Consider the following 23,963-nt stretch of genomic DNA (forward strand, 5'->3'; position numbering starts at 1 on the left):
GGAGTAGTGTCGTCCCTCGTGACACCAGAGGGGAACCCCCCAGCACCCGAAGCCCGATCACCTAAACGGTGGATAATCGGCGAACCGCTTGCCAGCGAACACCTGGACGGGCAGTTGCTTCCGAAGCACCTGGCGCTGCCGATCTTCGCCAGTGACCCGCTGTCGAGCGTCGCGTACGCTCCGCAGGAATTGCTGATGATCCTGACCCTCGGGGGGCTCGCCTTCCTGAGCTTCGCGCCCTGGGTGGCTGCAGTGGTCGTGCTGCTCCTGGTGGTCGTGGTGGCCTCGTATCGCCAGCTCATCAAGGCGTACCCGAACGGTGGCGGCGACTACGAGGTCGCCTCCAAGAACCTCGGCGAAAAGGCCGGCCTCGTCGTCGCATCCGCCCTGCTCGTTGACTACGTGATGACCGTCGTCGTGTCGGTGTCCAGCGGTGTGGACAACATCATCTCGGCGATACCCGGGCTGGCCCCGCTGCGCGTGGAACTGGCCGTCGTCTTCGTGATCGTGCTCGCCGCCGTCAACTTGCGTGGTGTCGCCGAGTCGAGCAAGGCCTTTGCCCTGCCCACCTATCTGTTCATCGGCAGCGTGCTGCTGATGATCGTCGTGGGCCTGGGCCGGGTTGCCCTGGGCGATGCACCGGTGGCCGAGTCGGCTGGTTTCGAGGTGGAGGCGCAGAACCTCGCCCAGACGGCGTTCATCCTGCTGTTGCTGCGCTCCTTCGCCAGCGGTTGCAGCGCCCTGACCGGCGTGGAGGCCATCGCCAACGGCGTGCCGGCGTTCAAGCGGCCCAAGATCAGGAACGCCCAGATCACCCTGACGCTGATGGGCGGCATCGCGATTGTGCTGTTCGTGGGGCTGACCGCCCTGGCGCTGTTCTCCAAGGTGCACTACGCGGAGAACCCCTGCGACCTCATCGGTTGGGCCGAGTGCGCCACACAACCCCAGCGGAGCCTGATCGCCCAGATCGCAGCGGCCACCTTCGGCAACAACTCGCTCATGTTCTTCATCCTGCAGGGCGCAACGGCCCTGATCCTGCTGCTGGCCGCGAACACGGCGTTCAACGGGTTCCCGCTGCTCGGCAGCGTCCTGGCCCGCGACTCCTACGCACCCAAGTCGCTGAGCACCCGCGGCGACCGCCTGATCTACTCGAACGGCGTGGTGCTGCTCGCCCTGGCCGCCATCGTGATCATCGTGATCTACCAGGCCAACCTCACGGTGCTCATCCAGCTCTACATCATCGGCGTCTTCGTGTCGTTCACCATCGGGCAGACCGGCATGGTCAAGCACTGGCTGACCCTGCTCAAAACCGACCCGCCCAACCGGGGCTCGATCATCCGCAGCCTGTCGATCAACGGCTTCGGCGCCCTTCTCACCGGCGTGGTGCTGATCGTCGTCACGATCACCAAGTTCACCCACGGTGCGTGGCTGGTGTTCCTGATGATGCCGATCCTGTTCGTGCTGATGATCGGCGTCAACCGGTACTACCGCGACGTGGCCAAGGAGATCGAGGTCGACCCGATCACAACCTTCGGCTCGCAGGGCGACCACGCCATCGTGCTGGTGGGCAAGATGCAGAAGCCCGTGCTCAAGGCCCTCGACTACGCCATTGCGGCGCGGCACGTGAGCCTGGAGGCCGTGCACGTGTCCATCGACGAGGAGGAGACCGAGAACCTCATCATCGACTGGGCCAAACAGAACATCCAGGTGCCGCTGAACATCGTGGCCTCGCCGTACCGCGACATCAGCTGGCCGCTGATCTGTTACATCAAGGACCGCCGCGAGGAGTACGGCTCCGAGGTTGTCACCGTGTACACGCCGATCTACATCGTCGGGCACTGGTGGGAGTCGCTGCTGCACAACCACAAGGCCAGGCGCCTGCGCCAGAAGCTGATGCTCGTGCACGGTGTCACCATCGCGCTGGTGCCGTGGCTTCTTGACTCCTCCGAACTCATCTACGGACGCCGGTCCCGGCCGATTCCCGGCCAGGAGCGTCGCGGCGAGCCCGTGCGTTCCCACCCGGTCCCGCGCAAGCCCCTGGCGCCGGTGACCGTGGACACGACGAGTGTTGCCGTGCAGAGCGAGAATGTGAGACCGAAGTCGAGCCCGGCCAGCCCGCCGATGAAGCCGCGGACGCGGCCGGTGAACCCGAACCGGCGGAAGCGCAAGTAGGTCTCGACAGGCTCGACCAGCGGTGGGCGGCCCGACCAGCGGTGGGCGGCCCGACCAGCGGTGGGTCAACCAGCGGTGGCCCGACAAGCGGGGTCGAGCCGGTCGCCGCGGCTAAAGCAGGGCCATGACCTGCCGGGCGATCACGCGGCCGGCCCGGCGGGCGCCGATGGTGCTGGCCTGCGGGCCGTAGCCGGCCAGAAAGATCCGTGGGTCCGTCCAGGACGAGCCGGCGCCGACGACCAGGCCGCCGGCCTTGTCACGCAGCTTGAGCGGGGCCAGGTGGCGCAGCTCCGGCCGGAATCCGGTCGCCCAGATGATCGCATCCGCTTCGCTGGACGAGCCGTCCGGCCAGCGCACACCGGTCTCCTCGAGAGCCTCGAACATCGGCCGGGCCACGAGGGTGCCCCGGTCGATGCCGGCCTGGATACGGCGACTGACCGGCACACCGGTGCCGCTGACGATGCTCGGCAGGGCCCGGCCGTTTCGGGCTGCTTCGTCCTGCATGGCCACCGCGGCCGACGCCCCCTCGAGATCGAGGCGTTCGGTGTGCACCCAGTCGATCGGGCGGCGGGACGTCCAGGTGAGGCTTGCCGCGACACCCTCCAGCTCGGGCATGAAACCGATGGCGGAGGTGCCGCCGCCGACGACCACGACCCGCTGGCCGGCGAAGTCGGCGGCATCCCGGAACCCATTGGTGTGCAGCTGACGACCGGCGAACAACCCGGCGCCCGGATAGTGCGGCACGAAGGGCGCACCCCAGCTGCCCGTGGCGTTGACGAGCAGCCCGGCCAGGGTCTCGCGCTCGCCGTAGTGCTCCGAGCTGGTGCGCACGACCAGGTCGGCACGCCGGTTGAACACCGACCGCACGGTGACCGGCCGCACGACGTTCAACTCGAAGTGTTTTTCGAACTGTCGGTAGTACTCGCTGACCACGTCGCGGGCGGGGCGGGAGCGATCGGCGGTTTCGAAGCTCAGGCCGAGCTCGGACAGGCCCGGCAGGTCGTTGACCCGGTGGGCCGCGCCCAGGCGGAGGGACTCCCAGCGGTACTGCCACGCGCCGCCGGCATCCGTGCCGCGGTCGAAGACGACGAAGTCGCGCCCCGCACTGAGCCCGAACCGCCTGAGATGGTAGGCCACCGACAGCCCGGCCTGCCCGGAACCGATGATCACCACCGGAACGGCCGTGGCGTTCACCATTCGTCCTCATCCCTCGGGTTCCGACCGTGAACCGCGTCATCGGGGCGTCAGGCCCACCATGCTAAACTAGCGGCTAGATTTCACAATTCCGTTCGGCAACTCCCGGGTGACTCATCACTCACCCGGCCTGGCATCGTTAGGGGGTCACGCATGGGGCGCGGCCGTCAAAAAGCAAAGCACACCAAGGTTGCCCGCGAGCTGAAGTATTTCAGCCCGGACACCAACTACAACGCGCTTGAACGCGAGCTCACTGGGCATCCGGTGACCGACCCGCGGCTCGACGAGGACCTGGCCAAGTGGCCGGAGTACGAAGCGAACAAGACGGCGGCTGACGAGCCGGACGACTACGTCGACCACTACGAAACCGAAGACGAGAAGAAGCGCGCCTAGCTCAACTCGCTGAGGAGCTGCGCACCTCTGTGCGCGGCTGCGCTTGTGGCGCGCCCATAGACCGGCTCCCGGACAACTCTCAGTGTGAGAACGCCAGCGCCCTCGGCTGCACCAGGGTCGCCCACTCTTGCTGGTGCAGGGGATCCCTCACTGCCGAAAATGGGCGAGCCATCGGCGGGGCAGTTACCTCGCGCTCCGACGATGACTGGCCCGAATTCGCTAGTCGCGCGGGGCGCCGACCAGCAAAAATGGGCGAGCCAGGAGCTTGACCGAGGATTCGGTTAGGCCGCGTAGCCGCCGACGAGGCGCACGGCGCCACCGTTGACGCCCTTGGCGCCCTGTTCGAAGCCGGTGAGGTCGTGCGGGGCCATCGACACGCGGCCGGCGACCCAGGACGGAATACCCTCAGACTTGAGGCGCGCGATGACGGATGACGCGGCGTTGGCCGCGACGACGGCGAACATGCCCACGCCGAGGTTCCAGGTGCCTTCGGCGCTTTCCAGCGTGGTGCCGGCCATATCGCCGAGCACCCTGAAGACGGGGTCGGGTGACCAGGTTGACCGGTCGACCTCGACCCAGCTGCCGACGGGCAGCACCCGGGCCAGGTTGGCCGCGATACCGCCGCCGGTGACGTGGCTGAGCGAGTGCACAACGCCGGCCAGTTCGGGGTCGGCGAGCACACTGAGCAGCGGGCCGGTGTAGAGCCGGGTGGGCTCAAGGAGCGCTTCGCCGATGACGCCGCCGAGTTCGGCGGAGGTGTCGGTGTAGCCGACGCCACGCGCGGCCAGGATGTGCCGCACGAGCGAGAAACCGTTGGAGTGCAGCCCGGAGGAGGCCATCGCGATGACAACGTCGCCGGACTGGACCCGCTCAGCGCCGAGGACCTGGTCGGCCTCGACGACACCGGTCGCCGCTCCCGCGACGTCGTAGTCGTCCGGGCCGAGCAGGCCGGGGTGCTCGGCGGTCTCGCCGCCTACGAGGGCGGTGCCGGTGGCGGCGCAAGCCTTGGCGATGCCCTCGACGATCGCCGCGATGCGTTCGGGGACGACCTTGCCGCAGGCTATGTAGTCGGTCATGAACAGCGGTCGGGCACCGACGACGATGATGTCGTCGACGACCATGCCGACCAGGTCTTGCCCGATGGTGTCGTGTTTGTCGAGGGCCTGGGCGATGGCGACCTTGGTGCCGACGCCATCCGTGGAGGTGGCCAGCAGCGGGCGCTTGTAGGTGGTGAGGAAGGAGACGTCGTAGAGGCCGGCGAACCCGCCGAAACCGCCGAGCACCTCCGGGCCGTGGGTGGCCGAGACGGCGGACTTCATCAGTGACACCGCGAGGTCTCCCGCGTGGGTGTCGACTCCGGCTGCGGCGTAGGTTGCGTTGCTCATTCTGGTCTTCCGGGATCGCCGAACGGGACCTGACTGTGTTCGACGAGCACGGTGGCCCGCGTCGAGTCAGGGGTGAGCACGCTCTCGAACTCTGCGTCCGGACCGGGGTCACAGCCGTTGGAGGAGACGTCGCGCTCGAGGAGGTTCTTGCCCAGGTGCTGGGTCTCGGGCAGCTTGATCGGGTACACGCCGGTGAAGCAGGCGGTGCAGAGGCTCTCGCGGGGCTGCTCGGTGGACGCGATCATGCCGTCCTCGGAGAGATACCCGAGCGAGTCGGCGCCGATGGCCTGGCGCACCTCGTCGACGCCGAGGCCGGTGGCGATCAGCTCGGCGCGGGAGGCGAAGTCGATGCCGTAGAAGCAGGGCCAGGTGATCGGCGGGCTGGAAATGCGGACGTGCACCTCGGCGGCACCGGCTTCGCGGAGCATGCTGACCAGGGCGCGCTGGGTGTTGCCGCGCACGATCGAATCGTCGACGACGATCAGCCGCTTGCCCTTGATGACCTCTTTGAGCGGGTTGAGCTTGAGCTTGATGCCGCGCTGGCGGATGGTCTCGGAGGGCTGGATGAAGGTGCGGCCCACGTAGGTGTTCTTCACCAGGCCCTGGCCGAACGGGATGCCAGACGCCTGGGCGTAGCCGATCGCCGCGGGGGTGCCGGACTCGGGGGTGGGGATGACGAGGTCCGCTTCGACGGGGTACTCCGCGGCGAGCTGGCGGCCCATCTCGACCCGGGCCTCGTGCACGCCACGGCCGGCGATGGTGGTGTCCGGCCGGGCGAGGTAGACGTACTCGAACACGCATCCGGCCCGCTTCACCTCGGCGAAACGCTGGGTGCGCAGGCCGTTCTCGTCGATGGTGATGAGCTCACCGGGTTCGACCTCGCGCACGAAGCTGGCGCCGACGATGTCGAGGGCGGCGGTCTCGGAGGCGACGACCCAGCCGCGCTCGAGCCGGCCGAGCACCAGCGGGCGCACACCCTGAGGGTCACGGGCTGCGTACAGGGTGGTCTCGTCCATGAAGACCAGGCAGAAGGCCCCGCGCAGACGCGGCAGCACCTCCATGGCGGTGGCTTCGAGGGTGTGGTCCAGGTCGCCGGTGAGCAGGGCGGTGATCACGGCGGTGTCGGTGGTGTTGCCGCGCGCGAGTTCGCCGTCGACCTTGGGGTAGCGCTCGCGCACCAGCTCGAGCAGCTCGGCGGTGTTGGTGAGGTTGCCGTTATGGCCGAGCGCGACGGTGCCGCCGGCTGTGCGACCGAGGGTGGGCTGGGCGTTCTGCCAGCTCGACGACCCGGTCGTCGAGTAGCGGGTGTGCCCCACCGCGAGGTGGCCGAGCAGGGTGCTCAGCGAGGCCTCGTTGAAGACCTGGGAGACCAGGCCCATGTCCTTGTAGATGAGGATCTTCGAGCCGTCACTCGTGGCGATTCCCGCCGATTCCTGGCCTCGGTGCTGAAGGGCGTAGAGCCCGAAGTAGCTGAGCTTGGCTACCTCTTCACCGGGAGCCCAGACGCCGAAGACTCCGCAGGCATCCTGCGGGCCCTTCTCGCCAGGAAGAAGATCATGATTCAGTCGTCCGTCGCCACCGGCCAAGCCGCAGCCCCTTACTAGGAATTCTCGTTGGAAGATTGGGGGTCGGATCCAGGATCCGGAGCCTCGAGGGCGCTTGTTGAGATCGCGTTGAGTCTATCGACGACGACCGTGGTTGCGGAGCGCCCGACGATTCGGTCGAGCACGATCGCGATGAGGCAGCTGACCGCGACGCCGATCGCGACGCCGCCCAGAAGCAGGAACCCTAAGACCTGGGCAGGGTCGAACTCGGCGTTCTGCGGGTAGCTCACGGTGAGCACCAGCGCCAGGAGGGCGCCGACGACGGCGCCGACGATCATGAAACTCACGTAGCGCGGCGAGCGACGCACAACGAGGGTCTGCTCCGCGACGACGGTCTCGGTCGGTTCGACGGGAACCGGGGTTGCCGCGGGGGCCACGTGGGCCACGTGGGCCTCGGGGGCCACGCCGGGCGGGGCCGCGGCTGGCGAAGCAGTGCCGGACGCTGCCGTCTCGGCGTCACCGTGCTGGTCTGCAGAACTCACCGTTCTATTGTCGCACGGAGACATGTCGTGCGGTTCGTGGGCGGCGGGGCAGGCGCCGCTCACGCGGGTGGCGCGCCACGGGCCCAGCGGCGCGGCGCCCGCGCACCGGCATCCGTCAGACTGGGCGGGTGAACGATTCGAGCACCACCCCCAGGACCGCGACGACCAGCACCAACCGGATCGCCGTGCTCGGCAGCGCCAACATGGACCTCGTGGTGCGGCAGCCCCGGCTGCCCCAGCCCGGGGAGACCATGTTCGGCAGTGGGTACAGCACTGTGCCGGGCGGCAAGGGGCTGAACCAGGCCGTGGCCGCGGCACGGCAGGGCGGAGCGGTGGACTTCATGGGCGCGGTCGGCACCGACGCCAACGGCACCGAGCTGCGCGGCGTCCTCGCGCTGCACCGGATCGGCGCGCGCGGCCTGGCCGCCGTGCGGGAGCCCACCGGCACCGCGCACATCTCCGTGCTGGACTCCGGCGAGAACTCGATCGTCGTGGTCTCCGGGGCCAACGCGACCGTCACCGCTCTCGACGCGGAGCAGGAGGCCACCATAGCCCAGGCCAGGTTCCTGGTCATGCAGTGCGAGTTGCCGGTGCCGGCGCTTGCGGCCGGCATCCGCATCGCCCAGGCGAACGGAGTGTTCACCGTGCTGACCCCGGCTCCCGTGCTGCCGTTGCCAGAGGGCTTCGCCGGGTCGGTGGACCTGGTGGTGCCGAACCGGATCGAAGCCACCGAGCTGACCGGCGAGGCCGACCCGGTTCGGGCCGCCGAGCTGCTCAGCGCCGACAAGACCTGGGCGATCGTGACGCTCGGCGCCGAGGGCTGTGTGCTCGCCTACGACGGCACCGTGGTGGGTCTGGCACCCGCACGGCCGGTGAAGGCGGTGGACACCACTGCGGCCGGCGACACCTTCGTGGGAGCTTTGGTGGCCCGGCTGGCCGCGTTCGGGTTGCCGCTCGAGCTGTCCGCCGCCGCCATTTCCGAAGAACGGATGGTCGACGCCGTGCGCTGGGCCACCGTCGCGTCGTCGATCTCGGTGACCCGGCCCGGCGCCACCAGTTCGATGCCGTCGCTGGCCGAGGTCGCGGCGATCCTGGCCTGAGCCGCCGCTGGGCCGCAACTGTGGCCGATTCGGACTTCTGCACCCGGCGCACCGGGCCCAATTGTCCGCACGGGGAACAGAAGCCCGTTCCGGGTGCAACTAAGGGAACAGGGGCAGCTCGGCGCTGAGGTCGGCACGTTGCCCGGAGGCATGGATTCGGCCGGAGTTGAGGCCGTCGGTCCAGGCCAGCGCGCCGGTGGCCAGGGCCAGCCAGGTGGCGACATCCGTTTCGACCACGTTGGGCGGGGTGCCGCGGGTGTGCCGGGGGCCGGCGATGCACTGCACCGCGCCGAACGGCGGCACGCGCACTTCGACGGTGTTGCCCTCGGCCTGCTCGGCGAGGATCTGCAGGGTGTACCGCACGGCGAGCGCCTTGGTGTCCCGGCTCGCGCCGGCCTCGTCGGCCAGGTAGGCCTTCACGGCGGTGCGGCCCAGTCCGTCGTCGATTCTTGCGCGTGCCATGCCTCCAGTCTGCCCTCTCCCGCACCGCGCCGTGACGCCGGGCGTCGGCCGGGGTGCGCGTCACCGTGTTGGCCGGGTAGCCTGTTCCGGTGAGAATACTGGTCCTCGGTTCCGGCGCCCGCGAGCACGCCATCGTCACTGCCCTCCTGCGTGAGGAGCCGCGGCCCCACGTGATCGCCGCACCCGGCAATGCCGGCATCGCCGCGGATGCACCCGTGGTCGACCTCGACCCCACCGACTCCGATGTGGTGACCAACTTCGCCCAGGAGCACAACATCGACCTCGTCGTGGTGGGCCCCGAGGCTCCCCTGGTGGCCGGGGTCGCCGACGCACTGCGCACCCGCGGCATCCCGGTCTTCGGCCCGGGCCAGGCCGCCGCCGCCCTCGAGGGCAGCAAGACCTTCGCCAAACGCATCATGGACCAGGCCGGAGTGCCCACCGGCCGCGCCGTGCGGGCCGGCAACCTCGCCGAGGCGCAGGGCGCGCTCGACGAATACGGCGCCCCGTACGTGGTCAAGGCCGACGGCTTGGCCGCCGGCAAGGGTGTGCTCGTCACCACCGACCGTGACGACGCCCTCGCCCACGCGGTGCGCTGGCTGCAGCACGGTGCGGTACTCATCGAGGAATTCCTCGCCGGCCAGGAGGTCTCCCTGTTCCTGCTCAGCGACGGCCACACCGTGCTGCCGCTCTCCCCCGCCCAGGACTACAAGCGTCTCGCCGACAACGACGAGGGCCCCAACACCGGCGGCATGGGCGCCTACTCGCCGCTGCCCTGGCTCGACGCCGGCTTCGGCAGCGAGACCGCGTTCGTGGACGAGGTCATCAAGACCATCGCCCTGCCCACCGTGCGCCAGCTCGCCGCCGAAGACACCCCGTTCATCGGGCTGCTGTACTGCGGGCTGATTCTCACGAATGCCGGCATCCGGGTGATCGAATTCAACGCCCGTTTCGGCGACCCCGAGACGCAGGTGGTGCTGCCGCGCCTCGTGACACCGCTGAGCGGGCTGCTGCTGGCCGCGTCGACCGGCGAGCTTGCCGGGCTGCCCCGCCCTGAATTCTCGGCCGACGCCGCGGTGACCGTGGTGATCGCCAGCGAGAACTACCCGGAGACCCCGGTGACCGGTCGTGCGATCACCGGGCTCGCCGACGCCGCCGCTGTGACGGGCGTGACCATCGCGCACGCCGCGACCGCGCTGGACGGCCAGACTCTGGTCGCCACCGGCGGCCGGGTGCTCAGCGTCGTGGCCGTGGGAAGCGACTTCACCCAGGCGCGGTCGCGCGCCTACGAGGCCGTGGCGCTGATCGGGCTCGAGGGCTCCCAGCACCGTGGCGACATCGCCGCCAAGGTCGCGAGCTGATGGCCGCGCTGCAGCTGGACGGCTGGCAACACGTCTACTCGGGCAAGGTACGCGACCTCTACGTGCCGGCCGAAGCCACCGGCCTGGCCGACGCCGACAGGGTGCTCGTCGTGGCCAGCGACCGGGTGAGCGCGTTCGACCACGTGCTCGAGCCCGGCATCCCCGGCAAGGGCGAACTGCTGGCCACCCTGAGCCTGTGGTGGTTCGACCAGCTCGAGGGTGTGCCCAACCACCTCGTGCCCGACCACGCCCTCGACGCATCGAGCCTGATCCCCGCCGCCGTCGCCGGCCGGGCCATGCTCTGCAAGACCCTGGACATGTACCCGATCGAGTGCGTGGTGCGCGGGTACCTCACCGGTTCCGGCTGGCTCGAGTACGTCGCCAGCCAGACGGTGTGCGGCATCCCGCTACCGGCCGGTCTGCAGAACGGCGACCGGCTTCCCGAACCGATCTACACCCCCGCCTGGAAGGCTCCGATGGGCGAGCACGACGAGAACATCTCGTTCGAGCGCACCGTCGAGCTCGTGGGGGCCGACGTGGCGGCGGCGCTGCGGGATGCGTCGCTGGAGATCTTCCGCCGGGCATCCGTGATCGCGGAGACCGCCGGCGTGATTCTGGCCGACACCAAATTCGAGTTCGGCGCCGACCGCGCCACCGGCCTGCTCACCCTCGGCGACGAGGTGCTCACCAGTGACTCCAGCCGGTACTGGGATGCGGCGCGCTGGCTGGCCGGGGCCACGCCGGCGGAGCGCATGGCCAGCTTCGACAAGCAGATCGTGCGCGACTGGTTGGCCGCGCACTGGGACCAGACCGGCACCCCACCGGAGCTGCCCACAGAGATTGTGGCCCAGACCGCGGCCCGGTACCGCGAGCTGCTCGGGCTGCTGACCGCCGGGTAGCCTGCGCCGCGCGGCACCTCCCGTTCTCGCGGCACTACTTGCGCCCGCCGGCACGTGTTGGAACACGTGCCGCCGGAACGAGCACGTGCCGCGAGCGGACAAACACGTGCCGCCGGGACGAAAACGTGCCGCGAGCGAGGCCGGGCGGCGCGGGTCAGCGGGCGGCGCGGGTCAGCGGGCGGCGCGGGTCAGCGGGCGGCTCGGGTCAGCGGGCGGCTCGGGTCAGCGGGCGGGCCGGGTCAGCGGGCGGCGCGGGTCAGCGGGCGGCTCGGGTCAGCGGGCGGGCCGGGTCAGCGGGCGGCGCGGGAGCCGCGGGCGGCGCGCTTGGCGCGGCGGGTGAGGCCATGCACCGTGGCCTGGAACTCCTTGACGCTCAGAGGCCGGCCGGGCAGCTTGGGCCGGGTCTTCTCGGGCATCCGTAGGCCGTCGAGCACCAGGGAGAGCTGCCGGCGCCACTGGCCGCTGTAGCCGCCGCCCAGGGTACCCAGCGACCCGATCATGGTGACGAGGACGGCGAGGTCCATCGAGTCCACGTCCGGGCGCAGGTCGCCGTCTTTCTTCGCCCGCGACACGAGCGCGGCGATGAAACTCTCGAACTCCACCGACGGCCGGGCGGTGGGGTCGATGGTGGCCATCCGCTTGAGGATCGGCGGCAACGACGGGTCGGCGACGAGCCATTCGGCGAGGCGTTCGGTGTACAGCACCACGCCTGCCCACGCAGTGGGCGCCGCCTCGATCTCGCCGCGCACCGCGAACAGCTCCGCGAGCGCTATGTCGTAGAGCGCCCGCACAAGGTCGTCGCGGGTGGGGAAGTTGCGGTACAGGGTGGCCACTCCCACATCGGCGCGGCGGGCGATCTCTTCGAGCGAGGCGTCAACGCCGTGCTCCGCGATCAGGCTGCGCGCCTCGTCGATGAGACGTTCACGATTCTGCCGGGCGTCGCGGCGCCGCGGTTGAGACGCGTCCTGCGGGGGCCGGGCAGAGGTAGTCATGCGGTCGATTCTAGATCCCCTTCCTGCGAGGTGGCGGAGGGAGGCCTCCCCAGCCAACCAGGCCGTGGGTCGGCGTGCTCGGATGTCTGCGCCGCCCTGGCGTGTCGGCTCGCTGCAGCGCAGCGCGTGTTGCGCCCGCGCCGAAGAGCCCACACAATTCAGGGAGCAGAACCGGGCCGCACCGTGCCCGGCGGAATGGATGCCATGCCAGTGGAGAACAACACCCGCGACCTCGAGTTCCTGCGCTTCAAGCACCGGCACGGCTTCGAGGTCCCGGCGGCGGTGCTCGACCGTGACGTCACCGAGGACTGGGTGCTGCATCCCGACCTGGTTCATACCTTCCGTGGCATATACAAGGACAAGACGGAGTACTGGACCGTCGACGCGGCCTGCGAGGAGCGATGACGGTCGTGCTGCCCGGGTTCCTGGACGCGCACGTGCACCTCGCCCTGATCGACCCGGCACGCCTGGCCGCCGGTGGCATCGGCCGGGTGCTCGACCTGGGCGGGTGGACCCCCGCCGCCGACGAGTTGGGCGACTACGCGTCCGGGGATCGTCCAGAGACCCGGTTCGCCGGCCAGTTCGTTGGCGCCCCCGGCGGGTATCCGAGCCGGCAGGCCTGGGCCCCAGCGGGCAGCGCCTGCCCGGTGGCGGCGCCCGCCGATGCCGCTGAGGCCGTGCACCGCCAGGCCGAGGCCGGCGCCTCGGTAATCAAGGTGACGCTCAACTCCGCGGCCGGTCCAGTGCTCACGGCCGACACCCTTCTGGCCATCGTGACGGCGGCGCACGCGCGGATGCTGCCCGTCGCCGCCCACACCGAGGGCGCCGGCCAGGCGGCGGCCGCGTTCGACGCCGGGGTCGACCTGCTCGCGCACACGCCGTTCTCCGAGCGCCTGTCCGATGCGCTGCTCGGCTCGATGGCCGGCCGGACCACCTGGATCAGCACGCTGGACATCCATGGCTGGGGTGAGCCGACCGCGGCATTCCACGTGGCCAGCGACAACCTTTCCCGGTTCCACGCTGCGGGCGGCCGGGTGCTCTACGGCACCGACCTCGGCAACGGACCGCTGCCGGTGGGGCTCAACCGACGGGAGATCGCGGCGCTGGTGGCCTGCGGCCTTTCCCCCGACGACGTGCTCGCCGCGCTGACCGCGGACTTCCCGGGCCGGCCGGGCGCGGCATCCGTCGACGCGGCATCCGGCACCCGCCCCGACCGGGCCGGGACGGTTACCGTTGTACCCGGCGACCGTCCCGCCGACTCCGACGATCCGGCCGGTTTCATCAACTGGCTACTCTCCGCCCACGCACAGCCCGCCCACGCACTGCCCGCCCACGCACAGCCCAACCATGCACTGCCCGCTCACGAACAGCCAGCCCGCGCCCTCCCCCGGCCCGACCTCGAGGACCTCCGATCATGACCCAGCACGACACCACCGTCGCCGACGGCCTTGACGCCCACCTCGCCTTCGCCCGGCGGATGGACCGCATCGACGGCCTCGCCCACTGCCGCCGCCGGTTCGTGGGCCTGGATGACACCACCGTGGACGCCGATCCGGATGCGCCGTCGATCGTGTACCTCGACGGCAATTCGCTCGGCCGCCCCACCATCGCCAGCGTGGAGCGCATCACCGAGTTCCTCGGCACAGCTTGGGGCACCCGGCTGATCCGCGGCTGGGACGACGAATGGATGCAGTTGCCGCTGACCATCGGCGATGCCCTCGGCCGCGCTGCGCTCGGCGCAGCCCCCGGCCAGGTGTACATCGGCGACTCCACCACCGTGACCCTGTACAAGCTCGCCCGGGCCGCCGTGGACTCGCTGCCGGCCCGCAGCGAGATCGTGCTCGACACCGACAACTTCCCCACCGACCGGTACGTGTTGGCCGGCATCGCCGCCGAACGCGGCCTCACCCTGCGCTGGATCGAGTCGAGCACTACAGCCGGCGTCACCGTCGACCAGGTGCGCGCCGTCGTGGGCCCGCAGACCGCGCTCGTGGTGCTCAGCCACGTGGCCTACCGCTCCGGGTTCCTCGCCGATGTGCCGTCGATCACCGCCGCCGTGCACGAGGCCGGCGCGCTGGTGCTCTGGGACCTCTGTCACTCGGCCGGCTCGGTGCCGGTGAACCTCGACCTCGACGGCGTCGACCTGGCCGTGGGCTGCAGCTACAAGTACCTCAACGGCGGCCCGGGCGCCCCGGCGTACGGCTACGTGCATGCCGAGCTGCAACCCGATCTGTCCCAGCCGATCCAGGGGTGGATGGGCGCCGCCGACGTGTTCGCGATGGGGCCGGAGTATGTGCCGGCCGCGGGCATCCGCCGGTTCATGAGCGGCACCCCGGCGATCGTGGGCATGCTCGCCATGCAGGACACGATCGCCATGATCGACGAGGTGGGCATCGATGCGGTGCGGGCCAAGTCGGTGGCGCTGACCGAGTTCGCGCTGGAGCTGGTGGATGCCTGGCTGGCGCCGCTGGGCGTGACCGTGGCCTCCCCGCGCGAGCACACCCACCGCGGCGGCCACGTCACCGTGAATCACCCGGCCATGAGGCAGGTCACCCGGATCCTCTGGGAGCACGACGTGATCCCCGACTTCCGCGCGCCGGAGGGCCTGCGAATCGGGCTGTCGCCGCTGAGCACCAGCTTCGTGGAGACCTACCAGGGCGTCGCGGCCGTGCGGGACGTGCTGCGCGGCATCCTGCTCGGCCAGGCCGGTCTCGCCCCCGCCGCCGGGGAGAGCGCGGGCCTGTAGAATCGACGCATCCGCCCCCGACGTCTTACGGAGTGAGCCATGCCAACCATCGTCGTAGAAGTTATGCCCAAGGCAGAACTGCTCGATCCCCAGGGCAAGGCCGTCGCCGGCGCCCTCCGCCGCCTCGGCAAGACCGAGTTCACCGGCGTGCGCGTCGGCAAGCGATTCGAACTCACCGTTGACGGGCCAGCGGACGCTGCGCTGCTCGCCGACGTGCGGGAGCTCGCCGACAGCGTGCTCTCCAACTCCGTGATCGAGGACGTGACCGACGTCTACGTGCTCGAGGTCGCCGCCGGGGAAACGCACTGATGCGCATCGGCGTCGTCACCTTCCCGGGCTCGCTCGACGACCGCGACGCCCAGCGCGCCATCCGCCTGGCCGGCGCAGACCCGGTGGTCCTCTGGCACGGCGAGCACGACCTGCACGGCGTGGACGCGCTCGTACTGCCCGGCGGCTTCAGCTACGGCGACTACCTACGCGCCGGCGCCATCGCCAGCCTCTCGCCGATCATGGCCGAGGTCATCGACGCCGCCAACCAGGGGATGCCCGTGCTCGGCATCTGCAACGGCTTCCAGATGCTCACCGAAGCGCACCTGCTCGAGGGCGGGCTCATTCGCAACGAGGCCGGCGCGTTCATCTGCCGCGACCAGCGCCTGCGCATCGAGAACAACTCCACGGACTGGACCGGCGGCTTCGCCGACAAGCAGGAGATCACCATCCCGCTGAAGAACGGCGAGGGCGGCTTCATCGCCTCGACCGAGACCCTGGCTCGCCTCGAGGGTGAGGGCCGGGTCATCGCCCGCTACCTCGACGTGAACCCGAACGGCTCGCTGAACGACATCGCCGGTGTCACCAATGCCCGCGGCAACGTCGTGGGCCTGATGCCGCACCCCGAGCACGCCGTGGAGCCGGGCTTCGGGCCCGACACGGCTGCCGCCATGCGCAGCGGCGTGGATGGGCTCGCGTTCTTCACCTCGGTGATCGATCGCGCGCTGGTCAACGCGTAGGTTTCTGCGCTCCGGGCCTTCTTGAGGACCGTGCGGCCCGAAGCGGCGGACGCTGCGAAGGACTTCGGTCCCAAAAAAGGACGATCTGAGCACTCGCATCCTTTCTTAGTCACTTTGTCCTTTTACGAGGGCGAGCGCGGTTCCAACCTTCGACGGATGCACCGCCCAGGCGGGCCTGACAGGCTGGGAGCAGACCTGCCCACCTCACACGCCGTATGGAGTTCTCCCCCGTGTCTCCCCGCCTGCTCTACCGCATCCTGTCCATCGCCGAGGCGATCACCTGGACCATCCTGATCACCGCGATGCTGCTCAAGTACGTGCTCCTCCCCGGCGACTTCGGGGACGGCGCGGTGCGGGTGGGCGGCTTCGTGCACGGACTGGTGTTCCTGGCTTACGGGATCACCGCGGTGCTCGTGGGCGTCAACCAGCACTGGCGGCCCCGGCTGATGCTCCTGGCCGTGACCACCGCCGTGGTGCCCTACGCCACGATCCCCTTCGACCGCTGGCTCGAGCGACGCACGCTGCTCGACGGCGCCTGGCGCCGGGAGGCCACGGACGACCCCCGGGACCACACCGTGGTGAGCCGGCTGCTGCGGTTCGGCCTGGCGCGGCCTGTGCTGCTGGCATCCGTGCTGGTGGTCGGCTTGGTCGCCGTGTTCACGACGCTGCTCGTGATGGGCCCGCCCGGCGGCGAGAGCTAACCGCCGCGCCCGCACCCGGCCGGGCCTGCCGGCGCCGGTGCGCGGGCTACGCGCCGTTGCGCGGGTGGCGCGCCACCCGCGTAGCGGCGCCTGACCCGCGCTTCGCCCCAAGACCCGCCCTGGCGCCCAACGCGGAGCACCGTGGCGCCCACCAGGAGGCGCGCACAGGGGCGACTCGACAGCGGTACCGAGACCGCCGCCGCGGGGCGGGGTCGCCGGGTAGACTTGCCCGGTCAAGCATCCGCTATCTCTGGGAGAACGCCACTCGTGACCGCTGTTTCCAACACATCCTCCCGCGGCGTCGCTGACACCGTGACCAACGCGATCAACACTCCCGACAAGGAGCAGCCGTACGCTGCCCTCGGGTTGACGCCCGGCGAATACGCCGAGATCCGCACCATCCTGGGCCGCCGGCCCACGAGCGGTGAGCTCGCCATGTACTCGGTGATGTGGAGCGAGCACTGCTCCTACAAGAGCTCGAAGAAGTACCTGCGCCAGTTCGGCGACAAGGTCTCCCCCGCCATGAAGAAGAACCTGATGGTGGGCATGGGCGAGAACGCCGGTGTGCTCGACGTGGGCGAGGGCTGGGCCGTCACCTTCAAGATCGAGTCGCACAACCACCCCTCCTACATCGAGCCGTTCCAGGGCGCCGCGACCGGCGTCGGCGGCATCGTGCGCGACATCATCTCGATGGGCGCCCGCCCGGTCGCCGTGATGGATGCGCTGCGTTTTGGCGACATCAACGACCCCGACACCGCCCGGGTCGTGCACGGTGTGGTCTCGGGCATCAGCTTCTACGGCAACTGCCTGGGCCTGCCCAACATCGGCGGCGAGACCTGGTTCGACTCCGTCTACCAGGGCAACCCGCTGGTCAATGCGCTCTCCGTCGGCGTGCTGCGCCACGAGGACCTGCACCTGGCCAACGCCTCGGGCGCCGGCAACAAGGTGGTGCTCTTCGGAGCCCGCACCGGCGGCGACGGCATCGGCGGCGCATCCATTCTGGCCTCGGACACGTTCAGCGAGGGCGGCCCGACCAAGCGCCCTGCCGTGCAGGTGGGCGACCCGTTCGCCGAGAAGGTGCTCATCGAGTGCTGCCTCGAGCTGTACCGCGAAAAGCTCGTCGAGGGCATCCAGGACCTGGGCGCCGCGGGGATCTCCTGCGCCACCAGCGAGTTGGCCTCCAACGGCGACGGCGGCATGTACATCCAGCTGGAGAAGGTGCTGCTGCGCGACCCCTCACTCACCGCCGAAGAGATTCTGATGAGCGAGAGCCAGGAACGCATGATGGCCGTCGTCACGCCGGAGAAGCTCGCCGGCTTCCTCACCGTGGTTCAGAAGTGGGACGTGGAGACCAGCGTGCTCGGCGAGGTCACCGACTCCGGCCGCCTGATCATCGACTTCCACGGCGAAGAGATCGTCAACGTCGACCCGCGCACCGTCGCCGTCGACGGACCGGTCTACGACCGCCCAGTGGCCTACCCCACCTGGATCGACGCCCTGCAGGCCGACTCCGCCTCCGCGCTGCCCCGGGCGACGGATGCCCAGACGCTGCAGGAGCAGTTCCTCGCGTTGCTCGGCTCGCCCAACCTGGCGGACCCGAGCTGGATCACCGACCAGTACGACCGCTACGTGATGGGCAACACCGCACTGTCGTTCCCCGACGACGCCGGCATGATCCGCATCGACGAGGAGTCGGGCCTCGGCTTCGTCATCTCCACCGACGCCAACGGCCGCTACTGCCAGCTCGACCCGTACCGCGGCGCCCAGCTGGCCCTCGCCGAGGCGTATCGCAACGTGGCCGTCACCGGCGCCGTGCCGGTGGGCATCAGCGACTGCCTCAACTTCGGCTCGCCGGAGAACCCCGAGGTCATGTGGCAGTTCTCCCAGGCCGTTGAGGGTCTGGCGGATGGTTGCCTCGAGCTGGAGATCCCGGTCACCGGCGGCAATGTGTCGTTCTACAACCAGACCGGCGACCAGCCGATCCACCCCACCCCCGTGGTGGCCGTGCTCGGTGTGATCGACGACGTGGCCCGCCGCGTGCCGAGCGGTTGGCAGGACGACGGCCACAACATCTACCTGCTCGGCATCACCCGCGAGGAGCTCGACGGCTCCGCGTGGAGCGCCGTGGTGCACGACCACCTCGGTGGTCTGCCACCCATCGTGGACCTCGGCCGCGAAGCCGACCTCGCCGGCCTACTGCACGCCGCGTCGATCGAGGCTCTGATCGACAGCGCGCACGACCTCTCCACGGGTGGCCTCGCGCAGGCCCTCGCCGAGGCCGTGCTCCGCTTCGGTGTGGGCGCCCGGGTCTGGCTCGGCGACATCCTCGAGCGCGACGGCGTCGACGCATCCGTTGCCCTCTTCTCAGAGTCGACCGGCCGCGTGCTGGTCTCCGTGCCGCGTGAGGACGACGTCAAGTTCCTCGGTCTCTGCGAAGGCCGCGACTACCCGGTGCTGCGTATCGGTGTGACGGATGCGACTGCTCCGGTTCTGGAGATCCAGGACTACTTCACCGTGCCGCTGACCGAACTGCAGTCGCGCCACCGCAGCACGCTGCCGAACGCGTTCGCGTAACCACGCGGCGTCTTTCGCGAGCTGCGGCAGCCGTGAAAGTGCAGCTCAGCGGCGACGGCGGAGCCCGGTGCGCGGCGGGAGCGTTGCCAGGGCGGCGTTGTAGCGCATCCGTGGCGGTTCGGCCGCGAGGGCGTCAAGCGACACCGGGGACGGGCTGGCCATCGAGAAGGCCGTGACCACGCGCATCCGGCCGACGTCGGACACACCGTAGACCAGGGCCGCGCCTGATCGGCCGGGTGTGCTCACCACCGTGGTGCGGAAGAACGTGGCGACCCCGGGCACCTCGTCGTCGATGACCAGAACGTCCCCGAGCGCGCCTGCCGGATGCGCCAGGTGCGGCAACGCCGCATCCGTGACCCGCTGCAGCACTGTTTCGCCGGCCGCATCCGCGGCGTCAAGCAGGAACGCCGCGGGCGCCAGGCCCAACTGGCCGGCCAGCTCGCCGTTTCGCCAGCGGTCGCCCTTGAGTCCGAACGGCGTGACCACCCTCGAGAGCAGGTAGCCGTAGACGTGCAACAGGCCGGCATTGCCGATCGGCCAGGTCGCCACGATGCCCGCCGCCGCATGCAACCTGAAGAACTCGGCCTTGGAGATCACCGGCGACTGGATGTTCTCGTCGATCACCGTTGACAGCGCCCAGTCGTCGAAGCGGCCGGCGGCGGCGTCACTGGCGATCTGCTCGAACATCATCTGCCCATCGTAGGCACCTCGGCCGCACCGGCCTGGAGGGGTTGCACCTCAGCCGATTTGTGAGCCGTCACCGCGCGCTGTGGCATGCCCACGCCGGCTGTGGCTGGCCGCACCCGCGAGAGCGGGCGCGAGGCGCCACCAGGGGTGCGGCGAGTGCCATCCGGGGCGGATGCGCTCAGGTCAGTCTGTGGTGCGGGCGAAAACATAGTGGTCGATGAGGTGATCGGCGATGGCCATCGACGAGGTGGCAGCCGGGGACGGGGCGTTGCGCAGCAGCGTGACCGGGCCGACCTGGTCGACCGCGAAGTCGTCCAGGAGGGCTCCGTCGCTGCCCCAGGCCTGGGCGCGCACGCCGGCGGCGGTCTTGTGGGTGAGATCGCGCATCCGTAATTCGGGGATGAACCGGCGGGCCTTGCGGAAGTACAGGGGTTTGACCAACGAGCCGCTGATCTCGTCGATGCCCATCCGCCAGTGCTGCTGCGCGAGCGCCGCCGCTCCCGGCCAACGTAGCGACTCCCAAGTGTCTTTCGGCGAGACGGCGAGCCAGCTGTAGCCTTCCCGGGCCAGCGCCGGCACCGCGTTCGGCCCCACGTGCACGTCGTCGTGGACGCCGCGGGTGAAGTGCACGCCGAGGAACGGGAACCGTGGGTCGGGCACCGGGTAGATCATGCCGCGAACCAGGTCGGTGCGGGCTGGATCCAGCGCCCAGTATTCGCCGCGGAACGGCAGGATCTTCGGGGACGGGTCGGCGCCCACCAGACGGGCGACCAGGTCGGACTGCAGACCGGCGCAGGCGATCACCCGGTCGAAGAGTTGCTCGGCGTCGGCCGTGCGCACCCGCACCGCTGAGCCCTCGAGGTGCAGCGCCACAACCTCATGGCCGGTGCGGATGGTGCCGCCGTTGCGGCGGACATCCTCGGCCATCGCCTCGGTGATCGCGGTGTAGTCCACGGCCGCGGTGTGAGGCGAGTGCACCGCGGCGATGCCCGCCACATGCGGTTCGATCTCGCGGAGCTGTGCCCCGCCATCGAGGCGCACCAGGCCGGGTACCCCGTTGGCGAGAGCCCGCCGCTCGATGTCGGCCAGGGCCGGCAGCTCGGACTCGTCGACGGCGACGACGAGCTTGCCCACCTCCCGGTAGGGCAGGTTCTTCTCGGCGCAGTAGTCGCGGATGCTGATCCGGCCCGCGGCGCACAGCTGTGCCTTGAGAGTTCCCGGCTGGTAGTACAGACCCGCGTGCACCACCCCGGAGTTGCGCCCGGTCTGGTGCGCGGCGAGCCGGTCTTCCTTTTCGAAGACGGTGACGTCGCCGAGTCCGCGCAACACCAGGGCCCGCGCGATGGCCACCCCCACGATGCCGCCGCCGATGATCGCAATGCGCTCGCCCATAACCATCCGTTCTCATGTGCCCGTGACGGACCACCGGTTCGACGAACCCCCGCACGGTGGCATCCTGCCCCCTGCGGACGGTCCCGGCAATGCCTCCCGTTGCAGCCCCGTGCATAACTCCCGCAATTTGTGCGCTCGTCGGTCAGCGGGGGCGGAATCACGCGGGTGTGCACCTCAGCGCGGGAGGTTCTGCAGGAGTTGCACTGATCGCCCGGCGTGTGGGGCGATGGCGCGGGGGCGGTTACGGGCCGAGGGCGAACGGTGCGTCGATGAGGGCCTCGGTGCGGGCGAAGAGGCGCGCTGCGATGTCGCGGTCGAGCGAGGTGCGGGTGGGGTGCTGAAGGGTCGGGGTGCCCCGGGTGAGAAGCCGCGGACCGTAGTACTGGCCACCGGTGACGGCGGGGTCTATCGCCGCGCGCACCGTCGACCAGGCGCCGGCATCCTTGCCCTGCGCGCCGACGAAGCTCTGCAGGGTGTCGACGAACCGTTTGGCCCGGCTCACCTCGTTGACCCCGCGGATGCCGGGGGTGAGCCCCGAGATCGAGCAACCCGGGTGCGCCACCAGGCTCTGCACACCGCCGACGCCGCCCTGGCCTGCCGCACGCAGGCGCCGGTCGAGTTCGAAGCCGAAGACCTGCATCGCGATCTTCGACTGCGCGTAGGCCTTCCAGCCGTTGTAGGTGACCTCCAGCTGCAGGTCGTCCAGTGCCGAGTCCATCAGCCGGGAGATCAGCGATCCAAGCGACACCACCCGGCTGCCGGGCGTGCCGAGCAGCACGGGTAGCACCAGGCTGGTGAGCAGGAAGTGTCCGGTGTAGTTCGCGGCCAGCACCAGCTCGGTGCCGTCCAGGCTCACCGACCGGTCGGTGGGCGGGTGCACGATTCCCGCGTTGAGGATGAGGCCGTGCAGCTGCGGGAATTCGAGCATCCGTTCGGCAGCCCGGCGCACCGACGCGAGGTCGGCGAGGTCGAGCTCGAGCGTCGAGACGGAGGCGCCGGGCGCCCGCCCGCGGATCGCGGCAACGGCCGCGGCCGCCTTGGCCGGGTTGCGGCAGGCCAGCACCACGTGGGCGCCGGCGCCGGCCAGCTGTTCGCCGGTGAAGTAGCCCAGGCCCGCGTTGGCGCCCGTGACCACGAAGGTGCGCCCGGACTGGTCCGGTAGCGAGCGCGGGTTCCAGCTCACGCTGAAGGGGCGGGGTGGGCCGGATCGACGGCCGGGTCACCCGTGACGGCTGCGCTGCCCGACTCGGATGCGGAGCTCGTCGGGGCTGCGGCGGGCTTGGCGGCATCCGAGGAGCCGCCGGCGATCTTCTCGTGGTGGTGGATGACCTCGGCGATGATGAAGTTGAGGAACTTCTCGGCGAAAGCCGGGTCGAGTCTGGCGTCTTCGGCCAGGCCGCGCAGTCGCTGGATCTGCAGGAACTCCCGGGCCGGATCGGCCGGCGGCAGGCCGTGCTGGGCCTTCAGGCGCCCCACGCTCTGGGTGAACTTGAACCGCTCGGCGAGCAGGTGGATGAGCGCCGCATCGATGTTGTCGATGCTTTGGCGGATGCCCTGCAACTCGTTGATCGCTTCCTGCCCCGCGTCAGCGGGCAATTCCTTGTTTGCAGCCATGGTCTTCACCATATTGCACCGACCGATATTGCACCGACCCGGATGCCCGAGTCGCGCGCTGCCGCCCACCCAGGCCGCGTGTCGGCATAACTCCTGCAATTCGCCACGGCCACGGATGCCCGACCCCGGGATTCCGGGGCGCGGCATCCGGTCGGCGGAAGATCGCAGGAGTTATGCTCAGGCGGTGCGGGGCACGGCGAACGGCAAGCGCACGCGCTTCTGGGTGAGCAGGATGCCGACGAGCACCAGCAGCGCCCCGGCAGGTTCGTGCCAGGAGAACGTCTCGGACAACACCAGCACACCGAGGACCACGCCCACCACCGGGGTGACGTAGGTCACCGTCGAGGTCGTCGTGGGGCCCCAGGCACGCAACACATTGATGTGCCAGATGTAGGCGAACCCGGTGCCGAGCACACCCAGGGTGACCAGGCTGAGCACGATCGGTGTGGTCGGAGCCACCGGCTGCCAGGCCAGCACGGGCGTGAGCAGCAGCATCAGGACCCCGGCCAGGCCGATGTTGAGGAACGCGAACGTGGTGCCGGCGATCGGCCGGCCGCTGAGATTTCTGCGGGTGTACCCGAAGGTGAAGCCGTAACAGAGCGCCGCACCCAGGCAGGCGAGCTGGCCCCAGAGGTCACCGGTGAGCGCGGAGTACTGCCACGGTGCGATGATCACGACGACGCCCACGACGCCCACCAGCACGCCGATCACCTGGTCGCGGGCGAGTTTCTCCACCCGGAACACGGCCGTGACCATGACCGCGGTCATGATGGGGGTCACGGCGTTGTAGATGCTGGCCAGGCTCGACGAGACATACTGCTCGGCCCAGGCGAACAGCAGGTGCGGCACGACGCATCCGGTGATCGCGATGACCAGGAAGTGCAGCCAGACGATGCCCTCACGGGGCAGCACCGGACCGCGGTTGACCCGTGGACGGGTGGCCAGCACGATCAGGCCGAGCGTGAGGCCGCCGAGCACCAGGCGGGACCAGGCCACCTGGCCGAAACTGACGCCGTCGAGGGCGATCTTCATGAACAGGAAGCTGGCGCCCCAGACCACCCCCATCCCCAGGAACTGCAGGACGACCAGGGGTCTGCGGGGGCTGGAAATGTCACTCACCTGCCGACCCTAGCCCACTGGCCGAGCGGCCAGGCCGTGTGCAGGGCGCCGCCGACGGTGATGTCCGAAAATCGCGGGCGGA

General features: G+C 69.9%; 23 protein-coding genes. 12 read left to right on the forward strand and 11 right to left on the reverse strand.

Going from position 1 to position 23,963, the window contains the following annotated elements; genetic code table 11:
• The first annotated feature begins 18 nt into the window (after window positions 1-18).
• Window positions 19-2,172, forward strand: coding sequence for an APC family permease (locus tag BJQ95_RS17085; protein WP_130177634.1), 2,154 nt, complete (start codon window positions 19-21; stop codon window positions 2,170-2,172).
• A gap of 111 nt (window positions 2,173-2,283) precedes the next feature.
• Here the strand turns inward: BJQ95_RS17085 and BJQ95_RS17090 are convergent, their stop codons facing one another.
• Window positions 2,284-3,369 carry an NAD(P)-binding domain-containing protein gene (locus BJQ95_RS17090; RefSeq protein ID WP_130177635.1) on the reverse strand — a complete coding sequence of 362 codons (1,086 nt, stop codon included), beginning with the start codon at window positions 3,367-3,369 and terminating at the stop codon, window positions 2,284-2,286.
• 150 nt (window positions 3,370-3,519) lie between these two features.
• Here BJQ95_RS17090 and BJQ95_RS17095 point away from each other — a divergent pair, with 150 nt between their 5' ends.
• Window positions 3,520-3,759 (forward strand): DUF3073 domain-containing protein, encoded by a 240-nt coding sequence (locus tag BJQ95_RS17095; protein ID WP_130177636.1) that lies wholly within the window; start codon window positions 3,520-3,522, stop codon window positions 3,757-3,759.
• Window positions 3,760-4,040: 281 nt separating this feature from the next.
• On the opposite strand, the gene purM is transcribed toward BJQ95_RS17095, so the two are convergent.
• Genes purM through BJQ95_RS17110 form a run of 3 tightly spaced genes read right to left on the reverse strand, consistent with a single transcriptional unit; the run spans window position 4,041 to window position 7,230 of the window.
• Entirely contained in the window at window positions 4,041-5,144 is a 1,104-nt protein-coding gene (purM, locus tag BJQ95_RS17100) for a phosphoribosylformylglycinamidine cyclo-ligase (RefSeq protein WP_130177637.1), read from the reverse strand.
• The gene (gene purF / locus BJQ95_RS17105; protein ID WP_130177638.1) at window positions 5,141-6,730 is read right to left on the reverse strand and encodes an amidophosphoribosyltransferase; all 1,590 of its coding nucleotides are present in this window, start codon (window positions 6,728-6,730) and stop codon (window positions 5,141-5,143) included. The genes purM and purF overlap by 4 nt, the downstream gene beginning before the upstream one ends.
• Before the next feature lie 14 nt (window positions 6,731-6,744).
• The gene (locus BJQ95_RS17110; protein WP_130177639.1) at window positions 6,745-7,230 is read right to left on the reverse strand and encodes a hypothetical protein; all 486 of its coding nucleotides are present in this window, start codon (window positions 7,228-7,230) and stop codon (window positions 6,745-6,747) included.
• 128 nt (window positions 7,231-7,358) lie between these two features.
• Here BJQ95_RS17110 and BJQ95_RS17115 point away from each other — a divergent pair, with 128 nt between their 5' ends.
• A complete protein-coding gene (locus BJQ95_RS17115) occupies window positions 7,359-8,330 on the forward strand; it encodes a ribokinase (RefSeq protein ID WP_240694731.1) in 972 nt (323 codons plus the stop codon).
• 99 nt (window positions 8,331-8,429) lie between these two features.
• Here BJQ95_RS17115 and BJQ95_RS17120 read toward each other — a convergent pair whose 3' ends face one another.
• The gene (locus BJQ95_RS17120; protein ID WP_130177640.1) at window positions 8,430-8,792 is read right to left on the reverse strand and encodes a sterol carrier family protein; all 363 of its coding nucleotides are present in this window, start codon (window positions 8,790-8,792) and stop codon (window positions 8,430-8,432) included.
• Window positions 8,793-8,881: 89 nt separating this feature from the next.
• Between BJQ95_RS17120 and purD the strand changes: the two genes are divergently transcribed.
• Together purD and BJQ95_RS17130 are read left to right on the forward strand one after the other, a co-directional pair.
• Entirely contained in the window at window positions 8,882-10,150 is a 1,269-nt protein-coding gene (gene purD, locus BJQ95_RS17125; RefSeq protein WP_130177641.1) for a phosphoribosylamine--glycine ligase, read from the forward strand.
• Window positions 10,150-11,049, forward strand: a complete 900-nt coding sequence (locus tag BJQ95_RS17130; RefSeq protein WP_130177642.1) for a phosphoribosylaminoimidazolesuccinocarboxamide synthase — start codon at window positions 10,150-10,152, stop codon at window positions 11,047-11,049. The genes purD and BJQ95_RS17130 overlap by 1 nt, the downstream gene beginning before the upstream one ends.
• Window positions 11,050-11,339: 290 nt before the next feature.
• On the opposite strand, the gene BJQ95_RS17135 is transcribed toward BJQ95_RS17130, so the two are convergent.
• Window positions 11,340-12,041: a TetR/AcrR family transcriptional regulator gene (locus BJQ95_RS17135; protein ID WP_256041442.1), complete on the reverse strand. Its 702-nt coding sequence runs from the start codon at window positions 12,039-12,041 to the stop codon at window positions 11,340-11,342.
• 210 nt (window positions 12,042-12,251) lie between these two features.
• Between BJQ95_RS17135 and BJQ95_RS17140 the strand changes: the two genes are divergently transcribed.
• The 7 genes from BJQ95_RS17140 (at window position 12,252) to purL (ending at window position 19,069) form a co-directional block, all read left to right on the forward strand.
• Complete coding sequence (locus tag BJQ95_RS17140; RefSeq protein WP_256041443.1) at window positions 12,252-12,446, forward strand: hypothetical protein; 195 nt, start codon at window positions 12,252-12,254, stop codon at window positions 12,444-12,446.
• Entirely contained in the window at window positions 12,443-13,459 is a 1,017-nt protein-coding gene (locus BJQ95_RS17145) for an amidohydrolase family protein (RefSeq protein WP_256041444.1), read from the forward strand. The genes BJQ95_RS17140 and BJQ95_RS17145 overlap by 4 nt, the downstream gene beginning before the upstream one ends.
• Window positions 13,456-14,787: a kynureninase gene (locus BJQ95_RS17150; RefSeq protein WP_130178772.1), complete on the forward strand. Its 1,332-nt coding sequence runs from the start codon at window positions 13,456-13,458 to the stop codon at window positions 14,785-14,787. Before BJQ95_RS17145 ends, BJQ95_RS17150 begins: the two co-directional genes overlap by 4 nt.
• Before the next feature lie 39 nt (window positions 14,788-14,826).
• Entirely contained in the window at window positions 14,827-15,096 is a 270-nt protein-coding gene (gene purS / locus BJQ95_RS17155; protein ID WP_130178771.1) for a phosphoribosylformylglycinamidine synthase subunit PurS, read from the forward strand.
• The gene (purQ, locus tag BJQ95_RS17160) at window positions 15,096-15,794 is read left to right on the forward strand and encodes a phosphoribosylformylglycinamidine synthase subunit PurQ (protein WP_130178770.1); all 699 of its coding nucleotides are present in this window, start codon (window positions 15,096-15,098) and stop codon (window positions 15,792-15,794) included. The genes purS and purQ overlap by 1 nt, the downstream gene beginning before the upstream one ends.
• Window positions 15,795-16,009: 215 nt before the next feature.
• A complete protein-coding gene (locus BJQ95_RS17165) occupies window positions 16,010-16,495 on the forward strand; it encodes a DUF3817 domain-containing protein (RefSeq protein ID WP_130178769.1) in 486 nt (161 codons plus the stop codon).
• A gap of 267 nt (window positions 16,496-16,762) precedes the next feature.
• Entirely contained in the window at window positions 16,763-19,069 is a 2,307-nt protein-coding gene (purL, locus tag BJQ95_RS17170; RefSeq protein WP_130178768.1) for a phosphoribosylformylglycinamidine synthase subunit PurL, read from the forward strand.
• 45 nt (window positions 19,070-19,114) lie between these two features.
• On the opposite strand, the gene BJQ95_RS17175 is transcribed toward purL, so the two are convergent.
• The 5 genes from BJQ95_RS17175 to BJQ95_RS17195 all read right to left on the reverse strand — a co-directional run bounded on the left by BJQ95_RS17175 (window position 19,115) and on the right by BJQ95_RS17195 (window position 23,881).
• Window positions 19,115-19,759: an amino acid deaminase gene (locus tag BJQ95_RS17175; protein ID WP_130178767.1), complete on the reverse strand. Its 645-nt coding sequence runs from the start codon at window positions 19,757-19,759 to the stop codon at window positions 19,115-19,117.
• Window positions 19,760-19,939: 180 nt separating this feature from the next.
• Complete coding sequence (gene lhgO, locus BJQ95_RS17180) at window positions 19,940-21,148, reverse strand: L-2-hydroxyglutarate oxidase (RefSeq protein ID WP_130178766.1); 1,209 nt, start codon at window positions 21,146-21,148, stop codon at window positions 19,940-19,942.
• Between the two features lie 241 nt (window positions 21,149-21,389).
• On the reverse strand, window positions 21,390-22,331 hold the full coding sequence (locus BJQ95_RS17185) for an SDR family NAD(P)-dependent oxidoreductase (protein ID WP_130178765.1): 942 nt from the start codon (window positions 22,329-22,331) through the stop codon (window positions 21,390-21,392).
• Window positions 22,328-22,762, reverse strand: a complete 435-nt coding sequence (locus tag BJQ95_RS17190; protein ID WP_130178764.1) for a chorismate mutase — start codon at window positions 22,760-22,762, stop codon at window positions 22,328-22,330. Before BJQ95_RS17190 ends, BJQ95_RS17185 begins: the two co-directional genes overlap by 4 nt.
• 177 nt (window positions 22,763-22,939) lie before the next feature.
• Window positions 22,940-23,881, reverse strand: a complete 942-nt coding sequence (locus tag BJQ95_RS17195) for a DMT family transporter (RefSeq protein WP_370688346.1) — start codon at window positions 23,879-23,881, stop codon at window positions 22,940-22,942.
• Window positions 23,882-23,963 lie beyond the last annotated feature (82 nt).

Source organism: Cryobacterium sp. SO1, from assembly GCF_004210215.2.
Lineage (GTDB): Bacteria > Actinomycetota > Actinomycetes > Actinomycetales > Microbacteriaceae > Cryobacterium.